The sequence below is a fragment of the Flavobacterium sp. W21_SRS_FM3 genome (assembly GCF_052113625.1).
In the GTDB taxonomy this organism is placed as follows: Bacteria; Bacteroidota; Bacteroidia; order Flavobacteriales; family Flavobacteriaceae; genus Flavobacterium.
This window is the reverse complement of the sequence record NZ_JBGQOD010000003.1, coordinates 133,864-158,524: the sequence shown is the minus strand read 5'-3', so window position 1 is coordinate 158,524 and position 24,661 is coordinate 133,864. Positions and strand designations below refer to the sequence as shown.

Below are 24,661 nucleotides of genomic sequence, written 5' to 3'. Positions count from 1 at the left end.
TATCTATTGTAAGAAAGAAGTATTATGCTTCTTCCATAGTATGATACACGTTCATAACGTCATCGTCTTCTTCCATTTTTTCAATCAATTTTTCTACATCAGCCATTTCAGCTTCTGATAGCTTTTTAGTGATTTGAGGAATTCTTTCAAATCCAGAAGAAAGGATTTCGATATTGCGATTTTCTAATTCTTTTTGGATGGTTCCAAAGCTAGTGAAAGGTGCATAAATTAAAATTCCGTCCTCATCTTCAAAAACTTCTTCTGCTCCAAAATCAATTAATTCTAATTCTAATTCCTCAGCATCAAGTCCTTCAGCAGGAATTCTAAAATTACAAGTATGGTCAAACATAAATTCAACTGAACCTTGTGTTCCCATGGTCCCGTTGCATTTGTTAAAATAACTTCTGACATTAGCAACTGTTCTATTGTTATTATCAGTAGCCGTTTCCACAAGAATCGCTATTCCATGAGGAGCATAGCCTTCAAACAAAACTTCTTTATAGTTGGCTGTATCTTTATCAGTTGCTTTTTTGATTGCACGTTCCACATTTTCTTTAGGCATATTTGCTGCCTTTGAATTTTGAATAACGGCTCTTAATCTTGAGTTGGCTTCAGGATTGGGTCCACCCTCCTTAACGGCCATTACAATGTCTTTTCCAATTCTGGTAAATGCTTTAGCCATTGCTGACCAACGTTTCATTTTTCTACCTTTTCTGAATTCAAACGCTCTTCCCATTTCTAAGTTTATTATTTTGAACTGCAAAAATACAGTTATTAGTTATTTTAACCAAAATCAAGTAGTCTTCTTTTTTAAGAAATTAACTTAATTTGCGTATTTTTTATAAGAATTAAATTCTTCTAGTATTGATATGGCCTCATTCAAATAAGGATTCTTTTTTAAGTTGTCTAATTGTAGGTTGTTGCTGTTTTTTTGATTGGGATAAAGGGATAAAAGATAGCTATTAATGGTAGAATTGTAAATCTTGAAATTATTCACCGCGTTTTGTAGCGAATTAATTTCATCCCAGACTTTGTTAACGGCAAGCTGCTCATCAAACACATTGGTGATGGTAATGGGAACTGCTAATCGTGTTTGTTTTAATGACAGCGCTATTTTCTGATTTAACTGTTTTAGCTGCGTGAAATAGGGATTTATCGCTATTCTGTTCTGACAGTTTTTTACAATTTCATTAAATTGTTTTTCTTTTAAATAAGGATTAGGTTTTGTAAATGTAGTGATGCTATCATTTTTAAAAGCCGTGGGAAAACTATCCTCTTTAGGTATAATATTTTCGTACAATTCTGGTAGTAGAACATCAGGAGTAATTCCGACTCCTTGATGGCTTTTGCCCGTAATGCTGTAAAATTTATTGATGGTTACTTTAATAAAGTTTTCATTATTAATGGTGCTTAAGGGAAAAATGCTTTGCATTGTCGCTTTACCGACTGTTCTACTCCCTAAAACTAGTCCTCTTTTGTAATCCTGCATGATGGCAGTGAAAAATTCACTAGCAGAAGCCGAGTTACTGTTAACAAGAATGACGATAGGCGCTTTGTAAAGCATTCCTTTATAAGGAGCATAGATAATGTTATTGGTCAATTTATTATCAATAACGATAGATATAGGTCCAGCGTCAATAAACATTCCTGCGAGTTTAATGGCCTCTTCCATAGAACCTCCTCCGTTGTCCACCAGATCAATTACAATTCCTTTTACAGCATCTTTTTGTAGCTTTATAATTTCTAAGGCAGTATCTTCGGCACAGCCTTTTCCGCTGTCTCCTTCAATATCTCCATAAAAACTAGGAATTTTTATATAACCGTATTTATTCTTGTTTTGTTCTACAACAAAGCTATAAACGGTATTCCCTTCATCTCTGATGGTTTGCTTTTCGACTAAAACTTCAAAGTTTTTTCCAGAATTCCGCCTAAGTGTCAACAGGATCTTAGCATTGTTTTCGGACTGTATTAAAGTAGCGATAGACTCTAATGTCGCACAGGATACTTGTACAGATTCATTAAAATTAGAAACAGCAATTATTTGATCACCCTTTTGAATTTTTCCAGTTCGAAAAGCCGGGCCGTTTGGGTCCACATCGTAAATAATAATTTCGTTGTTTTCATTTAGCATCATATTGAGCCCTAAAGAAAGATGCTCTTTGGATAAGGAAGCTAAGAAAGTGGACTTAGAATCAGTACTAAAAAACGCGGTATGTGGATCAAAATAACTACAAAAAAGATTGTAAAATGCCTGCGTTAATGCCGTGTCGCTTTGTAAAAGAGTATTTATTTTACAAATTTCATTTTCTATGATTTTATTTTTGGTCTGCCGTTCCATTTTAGTAAAAAGAAAATTAATAGAATCTACATTCTTAGTGGTTGAAGCAATTTCTTCTAGAATTTCATACCTTATTTTTTTCTTCAGCACCTTTTCGACACTGTTTTCTAAAAGGTAGATTGGAAATATCTTTTTGTAGAATCGCACAGTATCCTTAAAATCATAATCGATAGGATTAACGTCTATTTTCTCTAAAGTTGCTTGGTTTCTTAGCAGGTCATTCCTATAGATAGAAACTATATCTGTTATAAAATGGCAGTTGTGAGTATTGATAGCATTATCAATGTTTAAACGGTACTTTTGAGAAAGTAAATCGTATTCTGATTTTAGGAAAATCACCCTCAAAGGATCTAAATAATCAATGAAACCGTCAAAAACATAAACTGATAGGCTGTCATCTACAGCCTTAGGATTGAGGTGTTCTTTTTGAATTAACGTATGTATCTGAGAAAGTATTTCGCATGTTTTAACTTCATTTTGAGCAAATAGCGAAAATGTAGTTAGTAAAAAGACAAGTGAAAATTTATTCATTTCGACACCGTGGATTAAAAAAGTAGAGAGATTATTTAATTTAACCCTAAAGTTACACAAAGCGGTATAAAGCAGCTACTGTTTATACAGATTATAAAGCTATACCCAATAAAAAACCGCTAAAACGCTAGTTCATAGTTAATACCCAAAATGGGTAAAAAGGTGAACTAGTGTTTTAGCGGTACAGCTAATTATTTATTTTATTTCTTGTAAAATGGCAATTTCACCACTTTTGCTGGTACATCTTTTTTTCTAATACGGATATAAATATCGTTATCCAGGGCGCTATTAGCGACAGTTACATAACCAAGACCAATACCTTTATTCATGGAAGGCGACATTGTTCCGGAAGTTACAATCCCAATCACAGCTCCAGTTCCATCTACAATTTCGTAATCATGTCTTGGTACGGCACGTTCTTGCATTTCAAAAGCCACTAATTTTCTAGTAAGTCCTTCTTCTTTTTGCTTTTTCAAGTTTTCAGAATTGGTGAATTCTTTAGTGAATTTAGTAATCCAGCCCAATCCTGCTTCAAGCGGAGAAGTCGTGTCGCTAATATCATTTCCGTACAAACAGAAACCCATTTCAAGACGCAACGTATCTCTCGCTGCCAAACCAATAGGTTTGATTGCGAAAGCTGCTCCAGCCTCAAAAACTTTGTTCCATATTTGTTCTACTTCACTATTTTTACAGTAAATTTCAAATCCACCTGAACCTGTATAACCAGTTGCAGAGATAATTACATTGTCAATTCCAGCAAAATCAGCCACTTCAAAATGATAATATTTGATAGCAGAAAGATCTATTGAAGACAACGATTGCATCGCTTCAACTGCTTTTGGTCCCTGAATGGCTAGTAAAGAGTAATCTTCCGAAAGATCTTTCATGTCCACTCCTAAGTCATTATGAGATGAAATCCAGTTCCAGTCTTTTTCAATATTAGAAGCATTTACAACTAATAAATACTGCTCTTCTTTCATTTTATAGATAATTAAATCATCTACGACACCACCGTCATTGTTTGGTAAACAAGAATATTGCGCTCTACCTACAGTCAATACTGACGCATCATTTGAAGTTACTTTTTGGATCAAAGCCAAAGCGTTTGGACCAGTAAGTAAAAATTCTCCCATGTGCGAAACATCAAAAACCCCTACGTCATTTCGTACCGTTTCATGTTCAGCATTAATCCCTTCGTAAGTAATTGGCATATTGTATCCAGCAAACGGAAGCATTTTTGCTCCCAAACTTTCATGTATGTGCGTAAGCGCAGTATTTTTCATTGTGTATGGTTATAAAATTTGAAGTGGCTAATTTATTGAAAAATTATCATATTTAAGGCATCAAATATGTAAATTCAGTAGCGTTTAGGAGCTATTTCCAGCTTTACATTATAATCTTTTTATTTTTAAAGAAAAAATAAAAAGGATTTCCATTTCAATCTGGGCTAGGGACTTTCGTTTCCTAATTTATTTTGTATTTTTAAATAAATAATTCAAAAATGAGACAACCCATTTTTATCAATAAAAGTGAAATCCAAAAACGTTATAAACCAATTGATTCTCATACGCACAAAGGGATCCAAGGGCACGCATTAATTATAGCTGGAAGTTATGGGAAGATAGGAGCGGCTGTTCTAGCGTCAAAATCCTGTCTCAAAACGGGTTGCGGACTAGTAACGGCCTACGTTCCTGAATGTGGTTACGAAATTTTGCAAATTTCAAATCCTGAAGTAATGACGCTTACTGATGAAAGTGAGGAATACATTTCGAATATCACATTCGACATAAAACCACAAGCCATTGCGATTGGTCCAGGTTTAGGACAAGAAAGTGAAACTCAAAAAGCTGTTCATAATTTCTTAAAAACCAATACAGTGCCTTTAGTAATCGATGCTGATGCGTTGAATATTTTGTCAAATAACAAAGAGTTGTTGGTATTATTACAACCCAAAACAATCCTAACGCCACATCCCAAAGAATTAGAACGTTTAATAGGTAAATGGCATTCAGAAGAAGATAAATTCGATAAAACAATTGCCTTTTCTAAACAATATAATTTGATTATCGTCATGAAAGGAGCCCCCACACATATTATTGATGGGGAAAATGTTTATAAAAACACAACCGGAAATGCTGCCTTGGCAACTGCGGGTAGTGGTGATGTACTTACTGGGATAATCTGCAGTTTATTGGCACAAGCTTATGAACCATTGGATGCTGCCATTTTAGGAGTTTATCTTCATGGTTTAACCGCAGATATTGCTCTGCCTGAAACGGGCTATCAGTCTTTCATTGCTTCAGATATTATTAAGTATCTTGGGAAAGCATTTTTGAGTATTACAAATTAAAAGCCCTTATAAAAGGGCTTTAGTAAATCTTATATTTTCAATTCGTTGAAAAGATCAATTAAACTAGAATCTGATGGTCTAGGAGCATCGTGATTTACGATATTACCATTTGGATCAATAAGAATAAATCTGGGAATTGCTAAAATACCATATTGTTTAATAAAGTCAGAACTTAAGTCCTTATCTGCCAATAATTGAATGCCTCCCAAATGTTTTGTGTTTACAAGATTACTCCATTTTTCCTGGTCTTTTATGTTGTCAACTGAAATGCTGACGAACTCAATATTTTTACCACGATATTGTTCTTCCACTTTTTGCAGGAATGGTACTTCTTGAAGACAAGGGCCACACCAGGTCGCCCAAACATCAATATAAATATATTTTCCTTTTAGGCTTTCTAAAGAGGTTTTTCCACCTTTTTGGTTTTCATAATCGAATTTTGGAGACGGTTTGCCAGGCACTAATGCATTTACATTATTAAAATAAAAGGTTAGTTTCTCAATTAATTTTGGATCATTTGTAATAGAAATATATTCGTTATATAGTTGTTCGTAGTTCGAATTTTCAATATTAATATCATTTATATTATATTCAATTAAACTGTTTTTTATGTTTTGACTTTTAAGTGCTTTGATTTCTGGAATTGCATCCTTAAGAGAAACAAAAAAGCTTTTACCATCACCTTTAATATTTTCGAAGAATTTACGGAAGGTAATTTCTTTATAGTAATTTGAAAACAAAAAATCAGCATCATTGTCCAAATCTATTTTCTCGTCAAATTCTGGAAATTTATCAGAAACTTCAAATCCATTCAAATGGGCATGATAAGCATGTAAATATTTGTAATTTAAAAAGTGTTTCTGCTCTAAATAATGAATGTCTGCAACCTCTTTTTCTTTAAAATAAGTATTAGAGAATTTAGTTTTATTATACAATGCTGAAATAGCAGTTTTAATTTCATTGACTTTTTTTAAGAACTCTGGTTCATCTAGTTTATACAATTCTTCATCTGAAATTTGAGAAGTTATAATAGATTTTTCGGCAATATATTGATTCTCTATACTTCCTGTTCCGGTATATTTTAAGGTTGTATTAAAAGCCTTATCGTCAGCGATAAGATTTAATTTTGTTCCTTTTGAGAAATAGATCGGCATGCTGTTTTTACCAGTTTCAAGACTGTAAATTCCATCGTATGCAATCCTTATATTTTCTGAAAAAGTCCCGTCAGCTTTTAACTTGATTTCTTTCTCAAACGATTGTCCTTTAATGGTAATTTGGCCATTCTCTGTATTTGTGATTTTTCCTGAGAGTGTTATTATCTCATTTGAAGTGGTAAACGAGGCAAAAACTAAAAGTAGCAATAAATAAATACTCTTCTTCATCGGTTGATTTTTAAGGTTAATCAAATATAAAGGAAATTCTTATTAATAAATTAATTATCTAGCTAATGTGGAATAATACTCACAATTGTAATTTCATTCTATTTATATTCTTCGAAATAATGGAGGCTTTTACATAACAATATTTTAAGTTTAGAAATGCAACAGTAATTTTAACTGAAGTAGGTAATCAACTCAACTTATTTGTAAGTTTGTACTTCAGTAAATTCCGAATATGAAAACCAACTTCAATCTTCGAACCGTAAATGTTACGCGGTACATCACGCCTTTGCGCGAAGGCGGCTCTTTGCCTGCTTTGGCGGAAGCCGATGATGATTTTAAATATGTCCTTAAATTTAGAGGTGCCGGTCATGGTGTCAAAGCCTTAATCGCCGAGTTAATTGGTGGAGAGATTGCCCGTGCTTTGGGAATGAAAATGCCCGAATTGGTTTTTGCTAATCTAGACGAAGCTTTTGGACGAACGGAGGCCGATGAGGAAATTCAAGATTTACTGCAAGGAAGTCAAGGAATGAATCTGGCGCTTCATTTTCTATCAGGTGCTATTAATTTCGATCCCGTTGTTACCGTTGTTGATCCCGTACTGGCTTCACAAATTGTATGGCTGGATGCCTATATCACTAATGTTGACAGGACATTTAGAAATACCAATATGTTGATATGGCATAAGGAATTATGGCTTATTGATCACGGTGCGAGTCTCTATTTTCATCATTCCTGGACCAACTGGGAAAAGCATGCGCAAAGCCCGTTTGCACTAATCAAAGACCATGTGTTGTTGCCTCAAGCAATTGCATTAGAAGCAACCGATGCGGCATTCAGGAAATTACTAAGCACAGAAGTATTAACTGCTATTGTAGATTTAATTCCAGAAGAGTGGTTGCAGTGGGAAGATGTTGAAGCCACTCCAACTGAATTGCGAAATGTCTATCTGCAGTTCCTATTAACTAGATTAAACCATTCAGAAATTTTTATAAAGGAAGCACAAAATGCAAGAGAAAAACTTATATGAGTATGCTGTCATTCGGGTTGTGCCTAGGGTAGAACGCGAAGAATTCCTGAATGTAGGGATTATTCTATTTTGCAAAAAAGCCAAATTTATAAAAGTTAAGCATTTAGTGCCGCTAGAAAAAATTATAGCTCTAGATGCGGAGGCTGATGTAGTGCAAATTCAAGCTAATATCAACGCTTTCGAGAAAGTGGCTCATGGTAGTAAAGAGGGCGGACCAATAGCTATGATGGATATTCCGTCGCGCTTTCGTTGGTTAACCGCCTTGCGTAGTTCGGTCATCCAAACTTCCAGGCCACATCCGGGAATTTGTGATGATTTAGATCAAACAGTCCAGCGCTTATTTGAAGAACTAGTGCTTTAAAATGCAAGAGTAAAGGCGGCCAATGCATTTTGTCGCCTTATTTTTTATCCGATAGTTTTCTCTAAAACCATAAACTCTAATTTTTGATCTACAATCGGAATATGAATGTCACTCACTGGGAATGCTTCTCGTTCTCCAGTATCTTCAAAACCATGACGCTCGTACCAAGCAATCAGCTCTTCCCTTGCCGATATCACTGTCATTACAATCTTGGATAATCCTAGTTTGTGGGCGTGTAGATCTGCTTCGGCCAACAATTTTTTACCAATGCCGCTATTTTGCAGTTCAGGATTTACAGTAAGCATTCCTAAATAGAGTTTCGATTCTTTTTCAATCAGCAAGACACAACCTAAAATTTGCTTGTCTTCTGTGAATTTTAGAATAGTGCTTTTTTCATCTTGTAGAATTTCGGTTAACTCCTGCTCATCTGTACGCTTGCCTTCTAGTAAGTTGGCTTCGGTAGTCCAACCTTTTTTAGAAGTTTCTCCGCGATACGCTGAGTTTATCAAAATAGTTAATGGAGAAACGTCTTGTAGTGTTGCTTTTGTAATCATTAGTAAGTTTTGCGCTATAGTGAATGCTGAATTTAATTTTTCAAAGATAAAAAAAGAGCCATTATTCGATACCTAATTTTTCATTTAAAAAATGTAAAATAGCTACAGGAAGTTCCTGGTGAAAAGCCGCTCTGTCAAATCCCTCAGGATCTGTTGCTGGCAGGAAATTAGGATTCGCCATTGCCTCTGGAAACGGACTAAGAAATGAGAAGTGTCCTGCGTTCTTTATTTCTTTAACTATTACATTTTCGGTGTTTGGAACACCTTTTAGGATCACAGCTGAAGTCCACTGTTTAGGAGTATAAATATCTTCAGAAGCAGTGTACAGCAATATAGGGATGTTGACTTCTTGCAATGCCTTTTCAGGACTAAAATACCCAGCTGCGGGAGCCATCAAGATTAAGGCTTTAATTCGGGAGTCTTTTTTGGTGCTAATCAATTCGCCTGTCCTGGCATAAGGTGAACCGCCAGCAGCTGCTAATGCAGTATACCCACCAAAAGAATGTCCTATAACCGCAATTTTATCAGTATCACAATGTGGTTTGATTTCACTGTCATTTATTAGCCCATCAATTGTGAAACTGAGATGCAGTGGTCTGTATTCGAGATTTTTAAGACTGTCGGCCAGTGTATTGTCGTTGCGGTTATTACCGTAATGTTCAATCATCGCCACGATATATCCTCGAGCGGCTAAATGCGTACTGATTGTTCGATATACAAAAGGAGATCCGCTATTACCGTGAGAGACGATTACTACTGGAAACACGCCTGGAGCAATTATAGCATCAACTGATACATCCATTAAGTAGGGACCAAAGCGAACTGTTGTACTTTTTTCTAGCGCAGGGTAGTGCAGTACAGCAGCAAACGAAAGACCATTTTTAGGGTCATCAATAGTTAGTATTCGGCTACCTACATAAAAGGATTTGCTCGTGTTGTTCATAGTAGTTTTAAATTCTCAATCAAACTTAATAATTATTTTGACAGTTTACTAATCAGATCAGGGGCATTGATTACCTGATGGATAACTGTAGTAAAAACTGTAGTAGTGCGCTGTTTTGGGCGTAACCCCAAAGCAGAAAGATAACACATTAAAGAGAATCACTACAGCTTTGGGGTCGGGCTTTTGGCTTAATCTTTATTTAAAAAAAATAAAGGATATCGCCGCAATCCCTTACGCCGTTTTGAAAAAACAAAAACGCAGTAACGAACGGAAAATTAGTGTTTTAGAAGGAATTAGGTGACTAGAGTGTAACACTAGATTACAATGTTATAACATTGTTATTCAGATAGTTTGCCCTTAAAAGCTATAAATGTTTTATCTTTGAGTAAAGTAAAAAAAGAGTAATCCTAAATAAAAAATAATCATGAAAAAATTAAATAGTATCGGGTTGATTATGGTGGCTTTAATGCTAACAATTAGCCCTATGTTCGGACAATCAAGTTCTAAAAAAGCAAAAATTATAGCGGATAGTAAGGCAGCGAAAGTAGAATTTATAAAAAGCGATGCCCTGATGCAGAGTCTGTTTGACAATGCAGCTGGATATGTTATTTTTCCAAATGTAGGAAAAGGAGGTTTAGGTATTGGTGCTGCTGCTGGTAACGGAGTGGTTTACGAAGATGGTGCCATAGTTGGAATGGCAAAGTTGTCTCAGCTAAGTATTGGTTTTCAAGCCGGAGGACAAGCCTATCGTGAAGTCATCTTTTTTGAAAGCAAATCAGAGTTAGAGCGTTTCAAAGCGAGTCGTTTTGAATTTTCAGCACAAGCCTCTGCAGTTGCTGCCACTGAAGGTGCTTCTGCAAACGTAAAATATACTGATGGCGTGATGGTTTTTACTATGCAAAAAGGCGGACTGATGTATGAAGCCTCTATTGGTGGACAAAAATTTGATTTCAAAGGCATGTAATTCAAATTCGATAAAAAATAAAAAAGCTCCTCAATTAGTAAAATGTGAGGAGCTTTTTTTATAGCATAAACTATATATTTTTACATCTTGTTGAATACAACATCGGCGTGAACCGCTACTTCGCTCCAAGTTTTACTGACACCATCTGTACCCGTGTGCAAGGCTTCACAGGCTTTGTTAATTGAAGCAACAGCCGCTAAACCATCCCATTTTTCTAAATTCATAACACCGTCAAAAGACAATTTAGTATCACTAGTAGTAGTATATTGTAAAGGAATGTTTGCTGTTTGTCCGTTTAAGGTCACATCAATCGAACAGCTATTATCGCCAGCAACTTTAAACTCCCCAGAGATAAGTTCGCTATTTTTCATCACTCCAAAAAAGAATTTTAAAATTTTAGGATCTCTAGTTCCTGACGCATCATTAGTAAATAAACTACTTACCGGAATACTAAATTTTGTACCATTCAAAGCTTCTAATGCTGTTTTTCCTTGCTTTGTATCTGTTAGGTTAATTTCTTTAAACTTTCCTCCTACAGCTACTTTATCAGTGGTTTTGTAAGCAACAAAACTCACTTTGGTAGAGTCATTTATGACACTATAATTTCCAGCGGTGGTTGTTTCAGTAGTTTGGATATCAGTAGTAGTCTCCTCAGTACTCTTGTTAGCATCTTTACAGCTTACTGCGCTAACCATGATCATTGCAAGAGCAATTAGTTTTAGTTTTTTCATCGTGCTATTGTGTATTTAATGTTTATTGTAAAATTAATCATTATTATAGGAATAGCGCCGTTAAATACGATTATTGGCTTTTGATTTGAGTTTATAGGAGTATAAGTAGCTTTCGAACAACCAACTTTTCCCATTTTTTAGAAGTTCAATAAGAAAATCAAAATAACAGCAGCATTCTATTATCCATATTCTGAAATAGAAATTTTAAATACAGCTTTTACTGTTCTCGTTCTTTGATGTACAATTCTTGAACTAATACAATGACAATAACGATTATGGGTGTTGCTAGAATTAAACCCCAGCCACCAGTTAAGGCTCCCATCAGCAGCTGTGCAATGATGATTAGTGCTGGAGGGAGGTCTAGTAATTTTTGTTGCACCAGCGTAGTAATAAAGTTACTTTCAACAAATTGAATAAACGCATACAATCCCACAACTAGGAGCGCCGTTTGTGGACTTTGCATCAGTGCCACCAAGACAGCGGGTATTAAAGCCAGTAACGGTCCGAAGTTAGGTATAAAACTTATTAGACCTGCCAAAAGCGCTAATACCAGCCAAAGCGGTATACCGATGACAGCTAATCCTATCGCTGTAAGTACAAAGACGATAAACATTGAGAATAATTTTCCTTTTAACCAGTTGCGCAACTGCCTGCTTAATTTATCAATGACCTCATTTGCTTTCTTTTGTCCCTTTACAGGAATTAATTGTACTAAGCCATTAATGTACGTTTGTGGTGCTACGGTAAAGAATATGGCAATAAACAGAATTACATAGACATCTGCAAATACGCCAAAAGTAGATTGAAAAAACTGGCCTGCAAAAACCTGAAATTTATCTGTTGATTTTTTAGTAGATAGTTTATCAATGATTGCTTCCCCTAGTGCACTATTGTTCATTTTCTGTTGCACATTCTCGATAGTTTTAGGCAAAGTTTCCACTAGATCATTGACTTGTGTCTGCACCTTCGCGCCAATTAACCAAAATAATCCTGCCACTATGAGTAAGGTTCCCAAAATCGAAATGATGACGCAGACTTTCTCTTTCCATTTTGTTTTGCGTTTTATAAAGTCGCTTACTCCTCTAAAAAAGATGGATATCAGCGTTCCCGCTAGTATTAATATAAAAACACTGAAAGTCGCTTTAAAAATTAATAATAAACAAACTGTAAAAGCAATTATTGCGGTTGTAATCCATACCTTTTTTTGAAAGGAAAGAGCGTATTCTGGACTTGTATGGGAATCGTTTTTTTGCTGCATAGTAGTTAATTACGGAGTTGTATTATTCCTAATAAACGTTTTTATTACTTCTAAAATAAATTAGTAGTGTAAATAATTTACCGCTTGTAAAAACGGATTTAGGTTTATGAAAGATTAGCGTCTAAGATGTTGAAAAACCTAATTATTTATAGCGTGACGTCAATCGTATTTCAAATATAAGAAAAGTTATGAGGGCAAAAAAACAAGTAGGCGATAACCTCGGATAATACACTTCATTTTGCAAAGAAAAAAGCAGTTCTATAAGGAAGGGAATAGCGTTTATGATATTTACGGAGCTGGATGAGCATCTTGCCCGTGCTTTTTTAGATCATGTTTATTCGCTTTTGTTTGTGTTCACAAGCGGGCTGCTCACCTATACTTTGCATTAGCTAAAAAATCATTAAATTCATTCAAAGGAAAGTAGAGGTGCTATCGTTAACAATGGACTTAAAAAAATAGTTTTTCAATTCTAAAATGAATTATTTGGGCGTGCCAGCATTCCATCAAGGGGCTTACTTAGCTTTGCGTTGATAAAGCCCCTTGTAGCAATACTGTCGGGCTATACACGCTACTTCGGTAGCTAGCTGCTATCCCTCACGCAATTCCTACTTCCATTCCCGTATTGAATAAAAATTCTGACTAAGTTTCCCTAGCCTATTTGTTGTATAATGAAAGTTTTTGATTGAACAACTAGGGCTTCATCGCTTCACAAAACTTCCCGACTGGCTGAGTAATGTATAGATAGTTAGAAAGTATGTTTTGTTTGTAAAAGTCATGAGACTTTTTTGATGATTTCAGTTTAAATAAAAACATTTAAATTGCGCATAGTCAGAGATGTTTGCGTAGTATGCAACTCTTTGAAGAGCTGGGTAATTACCCTAAATTCATAACTCCCTACAGTCGTATTTTAGTGAAGTACTTTTAATAAGATTGAATTAAAACGTCAGTTGGTATATGTAGACTTTCGTGTAATTTTCTTATCATTTCCAAGGAAAGCTTTCTTTTTCGGTTTAAAATTTCGCTTGCACGACTTTTCAAACCTACAATATTTGCTAAATCATTTTGATTGTAACCCATTTGTTCCATTCTAAATTTAATTGCTTCAATGGGATCTGGTAAGCTGATAGGAAATTTTTCATTTTCATATTTGTCAATTAAAATACCGAGCACCTCAAGTTCGTCTCCTTCGGCAGAGCCATTTTTTGCATCGAAGATTACTTCAAGTCTTTGTAAAGCTTGATTGTAATCGTTTTCTGTTTTTATAGGTTTGATTTCCATATTATTTAAATTTCATCTGCATTAACCTTGTCATATTCTGCATGTGTTCCAATAAATCTAATCCAAATCATTTGATATTCATAAGTTACCTTAACAATCAATCTATAATTATTTCCTTTAATATTGAAAACTATTCTATTTTCATTTAATATACTAGCGCTAGGATAATCTAATTTTATTTGATTTGGGTTTTTCCATTCAGCGGTACTTGCTTCCTGAAACCATGATTTTAATTGTTGTTCACAATCACCGTGTATCTCCCAAAAATCTTGTAATATTTTTTTAGCGATTACTCTCAAATGAATTAATTTTTTTCAAAGATAATAAAAAAAGTTCCCAAAACGGGATTTTTATTTTTTGCCTCGAATACTTATTCGTGCCAACCTTCCCGCGCTTGCGATTGTTGCTGACTTCGAAGACGAGTATTTTTGGTGAAAAGATAATACGTATTAAAACTGCAATTCTACAATATTCTGCAATCGGAATCAACGTATGTTGGTGGTAGTTTTATTTAGTTTTATTTTCAAGAAAAGAATGTCTGCATTTATTTACTCTTAAATCACTTATTTTAAATAATAGGAATTCCAATCCAATGCATAATAAGCATTATAACAACAGTTATTCCAAAACTGCACAAAGTAAGTATGCGCCAATAAACAGACCTTCCATTCCCAAATCTCCAAATTCGTTCACCAGTTTCTTCTCTGTTTGATTTCAACGTAAATTTCGACAATATATATGTTGAAACAATAAAAATCAAAATAGCAATTAACCAAAATTTCAGCATAATTTATACTTTTAAAATATTATATTATCTCGTTTTTCTCAAAATTGTCGCCGACGTTCTCGCGGTTCTAAATGTTTGAAACTTACGCATACGATTATTTTCGGCTGAACCAAAATACGATAAAAAAACGGTAATTCCCCTAAATTTCCGCTAGCTTAAAACAGTTTTTAGTCCTTATTTTTTTCGAATCTTATTACTGTTTCACCAATTATCATTGCTCCGCTTCGCAATGCCTCCTAAATTTGCAAAATTTTAAAATTTTACTAGTATATAAGAAGCTATCTAAGTCTCCTGACTTTTGTTGCTGATTAAACGTTGCAGACAATTTTGGATATAGAGCAGCTAGCATGGCTGGGTAATGTATAGACACTTAGGAAGTATGTTTTGTTTGTAAAAGTCAGAAGATTTTTTTGACAATTTCGGATACAATAAAACTTTTAAATTTCTCAACGTTAGAGACATTTTCGCAGCGTGCTACATTTTGGGGAGCTGAGGTTTCAGCGCAATTTTGGCCGCCTTACCCATAACCTATTTATAGTGTCTATAAAATAGCGACAATCCACCCACTTGGAGGTAGATTGTCGCTACTGAGTTGCCGTTTCTAAACAAATATAGAGATAATATATCTCGCTTTATAAGATGTATTTTCAGTATAAAATCTCATTATATGTTAAATAAATAGCTAAAGGATTCTTTATTCCAATAAGATTTAACTGAGTAAGTTTGATCCACTAAATTGATCTAATTTTTTGCACTGTATCTGGGCCTCAAATAGGCTTTAATGGGCTGTTCCTGTACTGCATGATATTCTTGATATAATTGTAGTTGCTCTTTTTTCGCATGAGGGATGGCAGTGGAAATCCTCCCGATTTTTCTTCGGGAGATTGCAACGTACAGCCCGACGCTACTGCAACGGAGTGGAAGTAGCGGCATGCCCAAATAAATCATAAAAAAACGACTGAAAATCACTCTCCAGTCGTTTGTATATTTAAATGTTATTTAAGTCTTATCCTAAAAACGCTTTAAACTGCTCGTAGGTTTTAATCTTAGTACTTACTTTTTCCTTGTTCATAACACTTTCTATTTGTGCAGGAATAGGCAGCTTTACGTTTAATGTGGGTTCTACCGTATCCAAAAACTTGATTGGATGCGCGGTTTCTAAGAAAATACCAAGTGCATTTGGGTGGTTTTCTAATTCTTTTTTCAATCCTAAATAACCAACAGCTCCATGTGGTTCTGCTATATAACCGTCAGTATTGTAAATGGTTTTCATGGCTTCTAAAGTTTCAGCATCTGAGAAGGTAAAAGAAGAAAAATCCTTTTTGAACTGCTCTAAATCATTTTGATACATTTCCTGAATACGAATGAAGTTAGATGGATTTCCTACATCCATCGCATTCGAAATCGTTGCTTTGGACGGTTTAGGATCGTAAATTCCGTTTTCTAAGAAACGAGGAACGGTGTCATTTACGTTTGTAGATGCTACAAAATGTGCTACTGGCAAGCCCATTTTTTTGGCGATAATTCCAGCGCAAATATTTCCGAAATTCCCACTTGGACAAGAGAAAACCAACGGTTTATTTTGTTTTTTTAATGCTTTATAGGCAAAGAAGAAATAAAACATCTGTGGCAACCAGCGTGCAATATTAATTGAATTCGCCGAAGTCAGATTGTGATGTTTTAAGCTTTCATCTAAGAAGGCTTTTTTAACCATATCCTGGCAATCATCAAAAACGCCGTCTACTTCTAGTGCTCTAATATTTTGTCCCAAAGTGGTCAATTGACGTTCTTGAATGTCACTCACCTTCCCAGAAGGGTAGAGAATAATGACTTCAACGCCAGTAACACCTAGGAATCCGCTAGCAACCGCTCCACCTGTATCTCCAGAGGTTGCCACCAAAACGGTATTTTTACTGTCTTTTTTATCTTTGTTAAAGTAGCCTAAACAGCGCGACATAAATCGGGCACCCACATCCTTAAAAGCCATTGTAGGACCATGAAATAATTCAAGGGAATAAATGCCTTTTTCCACTTCTACAATCGGGAAATCAAAACACAGTGTTTCGGCAATGATTTCTTTTAGTTGGCTTTCCGCAATTTCATCGCCTACAAATTGGCGAATTGCTTGAAAAGCAATTTCCTCGTTACTAAGATTTTCGATAGTATCAAAAAAATCTTGAGGTAAAGGTGTTATCGATTCCGGAAAGTACAATCCTTTATCGCTTGCTAATCCTTGTATTACTGCTTCTTGAAAAGAAACTTTTGGTGCGTTATGGTTTAAACTGTAGTATTTCATTGTAACTTATATTTTCTTAAATCTTTTACCGCAGATTCACAGATTAAAAATAATTTTTAAAAATCAGTGAATCTGCGGCTATTATTTCACTGATCCATTTTGGTATCTGACTCGGTATTATAAAATCCTCACGCCATCGGGATTCACTTTTGAAACATGAATCTCATATGGTAATTTCATCTCGTCATAAACAGCACTCATGGCTTTGGCGATTTTATTTGCGGTGGTTTCTCCTTTGCTCAAAGCAAAAATAGAAGGCCCAGAACCCGATATTCCAGAACCCAAAGCTCCATTTTCTAAAGCAGTTTGTTTGATTAAATCAAATCCCGGAATCAGTACGGATCGCAAAGGCTCGACAATTTCGTCATGCAATGAGCGACCAATCAATTCGTAATCTTTAGTATACAAACCAGCAATTAATCCGCCTACGTTTCCCCATTGCATGATAGCGCTTTTTAGGGAAACCGTTTGTTTTAAAACCGAGCGCGCATCGGATGTTTTTAATTCTATTTGAGGATGCACTACTGTGGCGTATAATTCTGATGGACTTTCGATTTTAATAATATCAAGCGGACTATAACTTCTTACTAATGTAAATCCGCCCAGTAGAGCAGGTGCAACATTATCTGCATGAGCGTTACCACAAGCTAGTTTTTCGCCTTGCATCGCAAAGGGAACCAAATCTTTAATTTCGAAAGGTCTTCCTAACAATTCATTGATTCCAAAAACCGCACCCGCTGAACTGGCAGCGCTACTCCCAATTCCGCTTCCGGCTTTGATGTTTTTGTAGATTTCGATATCAAATCCCGCATCTGAATTTAACGCTTCTAGCATCGCTAATGCCGCAACTCCAGCTACATTTTTTTCGGTTTCTAATGGCAAATCGGCACCGACTAATTTAGTGATACGAATTCCTTTTTGATCTGATTTTCGAATAATCATTTCGTCACCCACATTGTCTAAACACAATCCAAGGACATCAAATCCACAAGAGAGATTAGCAATGGTTGCGGGGCAAAATATTTTTATTTTATTCATGTTATGAGTCTTAAAGTCTAAAGTCTAAAGTCTTAAAGTGGCAAAGTCGTATAAATTGTCTAAAAGTTCCTTTTGTGTCTTTCAGACTTTCTGACATTCGACTTTACGACTAATTATATATTTCCAATCCTAATCACATCTGCAAAAATCCCCGAAGCGGTAACTGCAGCTCCAGCACCCGCACCTTTTATCAATAAAGGTTGGTCGACATAACGATCAGTGTAAAACAATACGATATTGTCTTTTCCTTCTAAGTTGTAAAAAGGATGGTCTTTTGGGATGAATTGTAAACCAACGCTAGCTTTTCCATCTTCAAATTGCGCAACAAATTTTAAACGGCTGTCTTTGGCATTGGCCTCTGCCAAAATTCCTTCAAAATGAGCAGCATGTTCAATCAAAGATTTAAAGAATTCTTCATTATTTACAGTTTCCATACAGGCAACAGGAAGGAAAGATTTATTTTCAATCTCTTCAATTTCCATTTTATAACCGCTTTCGCGAATTAAAATCAGGATTTTTCTAGCAACGTCTATTCCGCTCAAATCAATCTTTGGATCAGGCTCAGTAAATCCCTGTACACCAGCTTCTTTTACTACATCATGAAAAGAATGATTTGCATCAAAATTGTTGAAGATAAAGTTCAAACTACCTGATAAAACGGCTCGAATTTTATTCACTTTATCACCAGATGCTACTAAGTTTTTAACCGTATCAATAATCGGTAATCCTGCACCAACATTCGTTTCAAACAAGAATGGAGCATTGTATCTTCGAGATAAACTTTTTAGGTTTTTATAATTGTCAAACGCCGATGAACAGGCAATTTTATTACAAGTTACCACGGCAACACTTTCTCTTAAATATTGAGCATAGGTTTGAGAAACGCTTTCGTTTGCTGTGATGTCTACAAAAATACTGTTACGTAAATTAAGGTTCTTCACCTGCTCGATGAACAATTGTGGATCTGCTTTTTCAGCTTGGTCTAGGTTGTTTTGCCAAGATTTTAAATCAATACCCTCTTCATCAAAAAGCATTTTTCTAGAATTAGCCAAGGCAATCACTCTCAGGTTTATTTTTAGGTTGTCTTTTAAATATTTCTTTTGTTGGTTGATTTGGTCAATGAATTTTTCTCCTACATTACCCACACCCATTACAAAGAGGTTCAATTGTTTAGTATTGTCTTCAAAAAAGCGTTCGTGAAGTGTGTTCAAGGCTTTTTTCACATCTCGCTCATTAATAACTGCCGATATATTTCTTTCGGAAGCACCTTGAGCAATCGCGCGAATATTCACATTGTTTTTACCTAACGTACTAAACATTTTTCCGCTCAATCCTTGGTGGTTTTTCATGTTTTCACCAACCAAAGCAATGATACATAAATCTTTTTCTACGATACAAGCTTCGATTTTGTTTTGTAATATTTCAATTTCAAAGGCTTTATTGATGGCTTCTTCAGCGGCATGCGCATCTGAATTCAAAATTCCGATACAGATAGAATGTTCTGATGAGGCTTGGGTAATAAAAATAACATTGACATTAGCCAGTGATAACGTTTCAAACAATCTTTTTGAAGAACCTAAAACACCAATCATTCCAGGGCCTTCTAACGTAATCAAAGTGATGTTGTCAATATGACTGATTCCTTTTACCGGATTGCCATTTGCAACAGCATTATTCGAAATAAAAGTTCCTTCGGCTTCTGGCTCAAAAGTGTTTTTAATTAGAATTGGAATGTTTTTTCTTAAAACAGGTTGGATTGTTGGTGGGTATAACACTTTGGCGCCAAAATGCGATAATTCCATCGCTTCTTGATACGAAATGTTAGCAATAGGTTGCGCTTGCTTCACCACTTTTGGATTGGCAGTGAACATACCGTTTACGTCTGTCCATATTTCTAATTCAGTTGCATTTAGCGCTCCAGCTATAATTGCTGCTGTGTAATCAGAGCCACCACGACCTAAGGTAGTTGTGATTCCTTCTTGTGTCGCTGCTACAAAACCGGGCATAATTACTACTTGAGCATCATTTTCATCATAGAAATAAGCAATCAGTTGGTTAGTAATTTCAAAATTGACTGCCGCTTTTCCAAAGTTGTTATTCGTTTTTATTAGTTCGCGGCTGTCTTTATAGCTGCTACTTTTAAGGTTTTGCTTCAGCGCTTCGGCAATAATATAGGAAGAAAGTAATTCTCCAAAACTTAAAATAGTATCAGATGTTCTATTTGATAATTCGCCTAATAAGAAACAACCATCTAATAAGGTTTCCAGGTGATTGATGATGCGTTTTACATGACTTAATAAACTACTTTGTTCACTTACAGGAATTAACTCTTTAAGAGTATCGATGTGTTTTTTCTCAATTTCGGCAACGATTTCTTTATAACTTTCGTCATTTGACGCCGCTATTGTTGCGGCTAATTGCAGCAAGTCGGTTACTTTACTAAGTGCAGAAACCACTACGATTAATTGGTCTTGTTTCGCTTGCTGTTGTACGATATTTAAGACTAGTTTTATATTTATGGCATTGGCTACGGAAGTTCCGCCAAATTTTAATACTTTCATATTGTGCATTTTGATTTTGAAAAAGGGGATTTTTTTTATTCACCCAAGGATTTTTATTTCTTAAAAGAAACAACTATAAAATAGGACTATATGTAATAATGTATACCCCTAAGGGGTAGTAGTAGTTGTAGTAAAAGTAGTTGTAACAGCAGTGCCCCCTAAAATTAGAGTCTTTATCGAAGAGTGATATGTAGTGCTATTGCTTTTCATTGTGTTTTTCAAAAATACATCTTTTTATAAAGAGCAAAAAACAGTTGGGGCCTTTTTGCGAATATTTTAAAAATCAGCATTATATCTTTGTCATGTTCCATATTTCTTATAATAAAGGCATTTTATAAAGACGATTGATAATTTAACTCTTATCTCAACTATTTAAATAGGTTGTAAATCCTAATTTTCGGCAATTTTGTAGTGTTGAAATACTTGCCTGAATAGCTATGATTTGAAACGTTCTCTATTTAGTTGCAGCGATAGCTACTGATTTTAGAGATAAAAATGATGCTACTATAGACACTAAATCTGTTTGTATTTTTTTGTAGTATAAATGAAGGAATTTTAGAAAAGAGCTTTATTTCAAGCTGAATTTTAAATTATAAGTAATATATGTTGTTTATTAATATTGATTTATTGAATTTTGGCACTCAAAATGGAAAACCTAATGGATAATACACATTATATAAGTACTGAAATTCTTTCGCTAGAAATCGTTCAGGAAATTATTAGTCAACATAAAAGTTTAGCACTATCAGAAGAAGCTAAAGTTAATATTCAAAAATGTCGTGAATATTTAGATCAAAAGATGGCATCACATTCTGCTCCAATATATGGAATAAACACAGGTTTTGGGTCGCTTTGTAATGTCAAAATTTCGAATGAAAACCTTTCTAAGCTACAAGAAAACCTTGTAAAATCACATTCCTGCGGAACAGGGGAGGAAGTGCCTCTGGCTATTGTAAAATTAATGTTGTTGTTAAAGATACAGTCGTTAAGCTATGGTCATTCAGGAATACAAACACAAACCGTAGAACGCCTAATCGCTTTTTACAATAATGATGTTTTACCAGTTATTTATACACAAGGATCTCTAGGAGCTTCAGGAGATTTAGCGCCATTAGCGCATTTATCTTTGCCATTGTTAGGAGAAGGCGAAGTCTATTTTGAAGGAAAAAAAGTGCATACCAGCGTTGTAATGCAACATTTTAATTGGGAACCTATTGTGTTAAAGTCCAAAGAAGGTTTGGCTTTATTGAACGGGACACAATTTATGAGTGCTTATGGCGCCCATATTTTAATGAAGGCGAAGAAATTCTCTTATTTGGCTGATTTAATTGGAGCGATCTCATTAGAAGGTTTCGACGGAAGAATAGAGCCTTTCCATGAGTTGATTCATTTCATTAGACCACATAAAGGACAAATTGTGACAGCAGATCGAGTTAAAGAATTTTTAGAAGGTAGCGAAATCATTGCTCAAGAAAAAACGCATGTCCAAGATCCATATTCTTTTAGATGTATTCCTCAAGTGCATGGCGCTTCAAAAGATGCGATTGATTATGTGAAAAAAGTATTTAAAACAGAAATTAATTCGGTTACAGACAATCCTAATATATTCATTGATAGCGATGAGATCATTTCGGGTGGTAATTTCCACGGACAACCTTTGGCTTTAGCCCTAGACTTTATGGCTATTGCTTTGGCAGAATTAGGAAGTATTTCGGAAAGAAGAACTTATCAATTAATATCAGGATTGCGTAATCTGCCTGCCTTTTTAGTGGATAATCCTGGTTTGAATTCCGGTTTTATGATTCCGCAATACACCGCTGCAAGTATAGCTAGTCAAAACAAACAATTAGCAACACCATCCAGTGTAGATAGTATTGTATCTAGTAATGGTCAAGAAGATCATGTTAGTATGGGAGCTAATGGCGCTACAAAAGCGTTGCGCGTTATGGATAATTTAGAGCGTATTTTAGCGATTGAATTAATGAATGCCTCTCAAGCGGTTCACTACAGAAGACCTTTGCAATCCAGTGATTTTATAGAGATGTTTTTAACTGCTTATCGCGAAGAAGTTGCTATAGTTAAAGAAGACAGAATCTTACATTATGACATAGAGAAAACCGTGGCCTTTTTAAACAGTTTTCAAATAGAAGATGAATTATTGAATTAGATTAGTTTTCGAATAAAAAAATCAACTAAATTTGCGTCCTTAAAAAAACATAACAAATGTCATTAAATAGTCTTTTCCAGTTTTTAGTACCGAAAGATAAAAAATTCTTTCCTCTTTTTGAAGAAGCATCAAGTAATTTAATTGAATTAGCTTCTAATTTGCACGAAGCAGTTAATCTTCCATTGAAGGAAAGAGAAGAGCTTTTTGCTAAAATTGATACATTAGAGCAAAGAGGTGAGGATATAACACGCCAAACTAATCTAGAGCTGAGTAGAAATTTTATCACTCCTTTTGATAGAGAAGATATTCACTCCTTGATTACTTCAATTGATAATGTGGCCGATCGTTTGCATGGAGCATCAAGTATCATGCGTTTGTACCAGGTAGATAAAATTACGAAATCAATTAGAAAATTAACCGAAATCAATCTTGAAGCTTGTCAAAATATCGATACGGCAGTAAAAGAATTGAGAAATTTAAAAAACATTCCAAGTATTACTGCTGCTTGTGCTAGAATTAGCAAATTAGAAAATAAGTCAGATACCGTTTATAATAAAGCGGTTTTTGAAATTTTCGAAAACGAAACAGATGCAAAAAACATTATTAAGTACAAAGAAGTATTATCTGTTCTAGAAACAGCTACTGATAAATGTAAAAGTGTTGCAAGTGTGTTAGAATCAATTGCGGTTAAACATTCTTAAGAATTTCGAAAATTTCTCAATCTTTCAATTAAAAATATGTTTACTCTACTTATAGTTATTATAGTATTGGCTTTGATTTTTGATTACATCAATGGTTTTCACGATGCTGCAAATGCCATTGCTACTGTAGTTGCCACCAAAGTACTTTCGCCATTTCAAGCTGTTCTTTGGGCCGCCTTTTTTAACTTCTTGGCGTATTGGGTTTTTGGTTTAGGTGTTGCTAATACAGTTGCAAAAACAGCCGATGCTAGTCAAATAAATTTGACAGTGATTCTTGCGGGAGTTGTTGCGGCAATCATTTGGAATTTAATTACTTGGTGGCAAGGAATTCCATCCAGTTCTTCACACACATTAATTGGTGGATTTGCAGGAGCCGCTATTGCTCATGCTATTGCAGTACATGGTTTTTCTGATTATGTTATTGTTGAAGATGGAGTAGAACACATCAAACATTGGTACAATATTGTAAGTTGGTACAAAGCAGGAAAAGAGGGTGGTATGCCTTCTGGAGTTGTTATTATCATTGCATTTATTGTGTTGGCGCCGCTTTTAGGAGCAGTAATGTCGTATTTTATATCTATTTGGTTGCTAAATGCTTCTAAGAAAACAATTCTTCCAAAATTGTTTACTATCGCTTTAATGGTTGCGTCTATTGTATTTGTTTATAATCAAATGGTTCCTTTCGACAAAATAGAAAACCCAAGATTTGCAAGCTCTGTTTTTTGGAGTGTTCTATTTGAATCACATAATATAAAATGGTTTTTAGTTGCTTTTATCATTTTATCGATGTCAGTTTTTGCATTAGTATTTAGTAGCTTAAATTTACATAGAGCCGATGCTGTATTGAAAAAAATGCAGTTGTTATCGTCAGCAGCTTTTAGTTTAGGGCATGGTGGAAATGATTCGCAAAAAGTAATGGGGATTATCGCTGCAGCTGTAGCAGTTTATATTAAAACTAGTGGTGTAGATATTATAAGTCTGCCAGAATGGTTACAAGTGGTGTTGCCTAATGATGAAAAAGGAATAAAAGGAGTGATGCCAGAATGGATTCCGCTAGCTTGTTATACCGCAATTGCTGTAGGAACACTAAGTGGAGGATGGAAAATTGTTAAAACAATGGGTTCTAAAATCACAAAAGTAACCTCGTTTGAAGGTGTAGCAGCTGAAACAGCTGGAGCTTTGACGCTTTACTTTACAGAGCATTTTAAGGTGCCTGTAAGTACAACACATACCATTACAGGATCAATCATTGGAGTTGGTTTGACAAAACGTGTCTCTGCTGTGCGTTGGGGTGTTACGGTAAGTTTACTTTGGGCTTGGGTCTTGACAATACCAGTTTCGGGTCTGTTAGCAGCTTTAGTGTATTATATACTAAGTGTATTTATCTAGATAGC

At 35.0% G+C, this 24,661-nt stretch carries 20 protein-coding genes; 7 read left to right on the top strand and 13 right to left on the bottom strand.

All coding sequences use genetic code 11. The features are described from left to right. Positions 1 to 22: 22 nt before the first annotated feature. The 3 genes from ACEN2K_RS06950 to gcvT form a co-directional block, all read right to left on the bottom strand. The gene (locus ACEN2K_RS06950) at positions 23 to 736 is read right to left on the bottom strand and encodes a YebC/PmpR family DNA-binding transcriptional regulator (RefSeq protein ID WP_441758603.1); all 714 of its coding nucleotides are present in this window, start codon (positions 734 to 736) and stop codon (positions 23 to 25) included. Between the two features lie 87 nt (positions 737 to 823). Further along, positions 824 to 2,869: a S41 family peptidase gene (locus ACEN2K_RS06945; RefSeq protein ID WP_441758602.1), complete on the bottom strand. Its 2,046-nt coding sequence runs from the start codon at positions 2,867 to 2,869 to the stop codon at positions 824 to 826. Between the two features lie 200 nt (positions 2,870 to 3,069). Beyond that, positions 3,070 to 4,152: a glycine cleavage system aminomethyltransferase GcvT gene (gene gcvT / locus ACEN2K_RS06940; protein WP_441758601.1), complete on the bottom strand. Its 1,083-nt coding sequence runs from the start codon at positions 4,150 to 4,152 to the stop codon at positions 3,070 to 3,072. Between the two features lie 218 nt (positions 4,153 to 4,370). On the opposite strand from gcvT, the gene ACEN2K_RS06935 reads away from it, so the two are divergent. After that, on the top strand, positions 4,371 to 5,219 hold the full coding sequence (locus ACEN2K_RS06935; protein ID WP_441758600.1) for an NAD(P)H-hydrate dehydratase: 849 nt from the start codon (positions 4,371 to 4,373) through the stop codon (positions 5,217 to 5,219). A gap of 29 nt (positions 5,220 to 5,248) precedes the next feature. On the opposite strand, the gene ACEN2K_RS06930 is transcribed toward ACEN2K_RS06935, so the two are convergent. Continuing rightward, positions 5,249 to 6,601 (bottom strand): TlpA family protein disulfide reductase, encoded by a 1,353-nt coding sequence (locus tag ACEN2K_RS06930; protein WP_441758599.1) that lies wholly within the window; start codon positions 6,599 to 6,601, stop codon positions 5,249 to 5,251. A 232-nt stretch (positions 6,602 to 6,833) separates the two neighbouring features. Here ACEN2K_RS06930 and ACEN2K_RS06925 point away from each other — a divergent pair, with 232 nt between their 5' ends. Next, positions 6,834 to 7,628 carry a HipA family kinase gene (locus ACEN2K_RS06925; protein ID WP_441758598.1) on the top strand — a complete coding sequence of 265 codons (795 nt, stop codon included), beginning with the start codon at positions 6,834 to 6,836 and terminating at the stop codon, positions 7,626 to 7,628. Beyond that, the gene (locus tag ACEN2K_RS06920; protein ID WP_441758597.1) at positions 7,606 to 7,989 is read left to right on the top strand and encodes a DUF3037 domain-containing protein; all 384 of its coding nucleotides are present in this window, start codon (positions 7,606 to 7,608) and stop codon (positions 7,987 to 7,989) included. The genes ACEN2K_RS06925 and ACEN2K_RS06920 overlap by 23 nt, the downstream gene beginning before the upstream one ends. Before the next feature lie 44 nt (positions 7,990 to 8,033). Here the strand turns inward: ACEN2K_RS06920 and ACEN2K_RS06915 are convergent, their stop codons facing one another. Next, the gene (locus ACEN2K_RS06915) at positions 8,034 to 8,543 is read right to left on the bottom strand and encodes a GNAT family N-acetyltransferase (protein WP_441758596.1); all 510 of its coding nucleotides are present in this window, start codon (positions 8,541 to 8,543) and stop codon (positions 8,034 to 8,036) included. 61 nt (positions 8,544 to 8,604) lie between these two features. Further along, the gene (locus tag ACEN2K_RS06910; protein WP_441758595.1) at positions 8,605 to 9,486 is read right to left on the bottom strand and encodes an alpha/beta hydrolase family protein; all 882 of its coding nucleotides are present in this window, start codon (positions 9,484 to 9,486) and stop codon (positions 8,605 to 8,607) included. Positions 9,487 to 9,910: 424 nt separating this feature from the next. Between ACEN2K_RS06910 and ACEN2K_RS06905 the strand changes: the two genes are divergently transcribed. After that, positions 9,911 to 10,450 carry a YSC84-related protein gene (locus ACEN2K_RS06905; protein ID WP_441758594.1) on the top strand — a complete coding sequence of 180 codons (540 nt, stop codon included), beginning with the start codon at positions 9,911 to 9,913 and terminating at the stop codon, positions 10,448 to 10,450. 80 nt (positions 10,451 to 10,530) lie between these two features. On the opposite strand, the gene ACEN2K_RS06900 is transcribed toward ACEN2K_RS06905, so the two are convergent. From ACEN2K_RS06900 to thrA, 7 genes are all read right to left on the bottom strand, one after another. Beyond that, positions 10,531 to 11,181 (bottom strand): hypothetical protein, encoded by a 651-nt coding sequence (locus ACEN2K_RS06900; protein ID WP_441758593.1) that lies wholly within the window; start codon positions 11,179 to 11,181, stop codon positions 10,531 to 10,533. A 217-nt stretch (positions 11,182 to 11,398) separates the two neighbouring features. Beyond that, positions 11,399 to 12,439, bottom strand: a complete 1,041-nt coding sequence (locus ACEN2K_RS06895) for an AI-2E family transporter (RefSeq protein WP_441758592.1) — start codon at positions 12,437 to 12,439, stop codon at positions 11,399 to 11,401. 921 nt (positions 12,440 to 13,360) lie between these two features. Then, complete coding sequence (locus ACEN2K_RS06890) at positions 13,361 to 13,717, bottom strand: helix-turn-helix domain-containing protein (RefSeq protein ID WP_441758591.1); 357 nt, start codon at positions 13,715 to 13,717, stop codon at positions 13,361 to 13,363. 5 nt (positions 13,718 to 13,722) lie between these two features. Continuing rightward, positions 13,723 to 14,016: a type II toxin-antitoxin system HigB family toxin gene (locus tag ACEN2K_RS06885; RefSeq protein ID WP_441758590.1), complete on the bottom strand. Its 294-nt coding sequence runs from the start codon at positions 14,014 to 14,016 to the stop codon at positions 13,723 to 13,725. 1,494 nt (positions 14,017 to 15,510) lie between these two features. Beyond that, positions 15,511 to 16,800, bottom strand: coding sequence for a threonine synthase (gene thrC, locus ACEN2K_RS06880; RefSeq protein ID WP_441758589.1), 1,290 nt, complete (start codon positions 16,798 to 16,800; stop codon positions 15,511 to 15,513). A gap of 117 nt (positions 16,801 to 16,917) precedes the next feature. After that, positions 16,918 to 17,838 carry a homoserine kinase gene (locus tag ACEN2K_RS06875; RefSeq protein ID WP_441758588.1) on the bottom strand — a complete coding sequence of 307 codons (921 nt, stop codon included), beginning with the start codon at positions 17,836 to 17,838 and terminating at the stop codon, positions 16,918 to 16,920. A gap of 113 nt (positions 17,839 to 17,951) precedes the next feature. After that, positions 17,952 to 20,399 (bottom strand): bifunctional aspartate kinase/homoserine dehydrogenase I, encoded by a 2,448-nt coding sequence (thrA, locus tag ACEN2K_RS06870; RefSeq protein ID WP_441758587.1) that lies wholly within the window; start codon positions 20,397 to 20,399, stop codon positions 17,952 to 17,954. 658 nt (positions 20,400 to 21,057) lie between these two features. Here thrA and hutH point away from each other — a divergent pair. From hutH to ACEN2K_RS06855, 3 genes are read left to right on the top strand one after another with little or no spacing between them, the layout of a single operon-like run. Next, positions 21,058 to 22,566 carry a histidine ammonia-lyase gene (hutH, locus tag ACEN2K_RS06865; RefSeq protein ID WP_441758586.1) on the top strand — a complete coding sequence of 503 codons (1,509 nt, stop codon included), beginning with the start codon at positions 21,058 to 21,060 and terminating at the stop codon, positions 22,564 to 22,566. Between the two features lie 56 nt (positions 22,567 to 22,622). After that, positions 22,623 to 23,267 (top strand): DUF47 domain-containing protein, encoded by a 645-nt coding sequence (locus ACEN2K_RS06860; protein WP_441758585.1) that lies wholly within the window; start codon positions 22,623 to 22,625, stop codon positions 23,265 to 23,267. Between the two features lie 36 nt (positions 23,268 to 23,303). Continuing rightward, positions 23,304 to 24,656: an anion permease gene (locus ACEN2K_RS06855; RefSeq protein ID WP_441758584.1), complete on the top strand. Its 1,353-nt coding sequence runs from the start codon at positions 23,304 to 23,306 to the stop codon at positions 24,654 to 24,656. The last annotated feature ends 5 nt before the right edge of the window (positions 24,657 to 24,661 follow it).

Excerpts from the sequence above, each read along its gene's own strand:
- ACEN2K_RS06950 (WP_441758603.1), bottom strand. The coding sequence starts at position 736 with ATGGGAAGAGCGTTTGAATTCAGAAAAGGTAGAAAAATGAAACGTTGG.
- ACEN2K_RS06945 (WP_441758602.1), bottom strand. The coding sequence starts at position 2,869 with ATGAATAAATTTTCACTTGTCTTTTTACTAACTACATTTTCGCTATTT.
- gcvT (WP_441758601.1), bottom strand. The coding sequence starts at position 4,152 with ATGAAAAATACTGCGCTTACGCACATACATGAAAGTTTGGGAGCAAAA.
- ACEN2K_RS06935 (WP_441758600.1), top strand. The coding sequence starts at position 4,371 with ATGAGACAACCCATTTTTATCAATAAAAGTGAAATCCAAAAACGTTAT.
- ACEN2K_RS06930 (WP_441758599.1), bottom strand. The coding sequence starts at position 6,601 with ATGAAGAAGAGTATTTATTTATTGCTACTTTTAGTTTTTGCCTCGTTT.
- ACEN2K_RS06925 (WP_441758598.1), top strand. The coding sequence starts at position 6,834 with ATGAAAACCAACTTCAATCTTCGAACCGTAAATGTTACGCGGTACATC.
- ACEN2K_RS06920 (WP_441758597.1), top strand. The coding sequence starts at position 7,606 with ATGCAAGAGAAAAACTTATATGAGTATGCTGTCATTCGGGTTGTGCCT.
- ACEN2K_RS06915 (WP_441758596.1), bottom strand. The coding sequence starts at position 8,543 with ATGATTACAAAAGCAACACTACAAGACGTTTCTCCATTAACTATTTTG.
- ACEN2K_RS06910 (WP_441758595.1), bottom strand. The coding sequence starts at position 9,486 with ATGAACAACACGAGCAAATCCTTTTATGTAGGTAGCCGAATACTAACT.
- ACEN2K_RS06905 (WP_441758594.1), top strand. The coding sequence starts at position 9,911 with ATGAAAAAATTAAATAGTATCGGGTTGATTATGGTGGCTTTAATGCTA.
- ACEN2K_RS06900 (WP_441758593.1), bottom strand. The coding sequence starts at position 11,181 with ATGAAAAAACTAAAACTAATTGCTCTTGCAATGATCATGGTTAGCGCA.
- ACEN2K_RS06895 (WP_441758592.1), bottom strand. The coding sequence starts at position 12,439 with ATGCAGCAAAAAAACGATTCCCATACAAGTCCAGAATACGCTCTTTCC.
- ACEN2K_RS06890 (WP_441758591.1), bottom strand. The coding sequence starts at position 13,717 with ATGGAAATCAAACCTATAAAAACAGAAAACGATTACAATCAAGCTTTA.
- thrC (WP_441758589.1), bottom strand. The coding sequence starts at position 16,800 with ATGAAATACTACAGTTTAAACCATAACGCACCAAAAGTTTCTTTTCAA.
- ACEN2K_RS06875 (WP_441758588.1), bottom strand. The coding sequence starts at position 17,838 with ATGAATAAAATAAAAATATTTTGCCCCGCAACCATTGCTAATCTCTCT.
- thrA (WP_441758587.1), bottom strand. The coding sequence starts at position 20,399 with ATGAAAGTATTAAAATTTGGCGGAACTTCCGTAGCCAATGCCATAAAT.
- hutH (WP_441758586.1), top strand. The coding sequence starts at position 21,058 with ATGGATAATACACATTATATAAGTACTGAAATTCTTTCGCTAGAAATC.
- ACEN2K_RS06860 (WP_441758585.1), top strand. The coding sequence starts at position 22,623 with ATGTCATTAAATAGTCTTTTCCAGTTTTTAGTACCGAAAGATAAAAAA.
- ACEN2K_RS06855 (WP_441758584.1), top strand. The coding sequence starts at position 23,304 with ATGTTTACTCTACTTATAGTTATTATAGTATTGGCTTTGATTTTTGAT.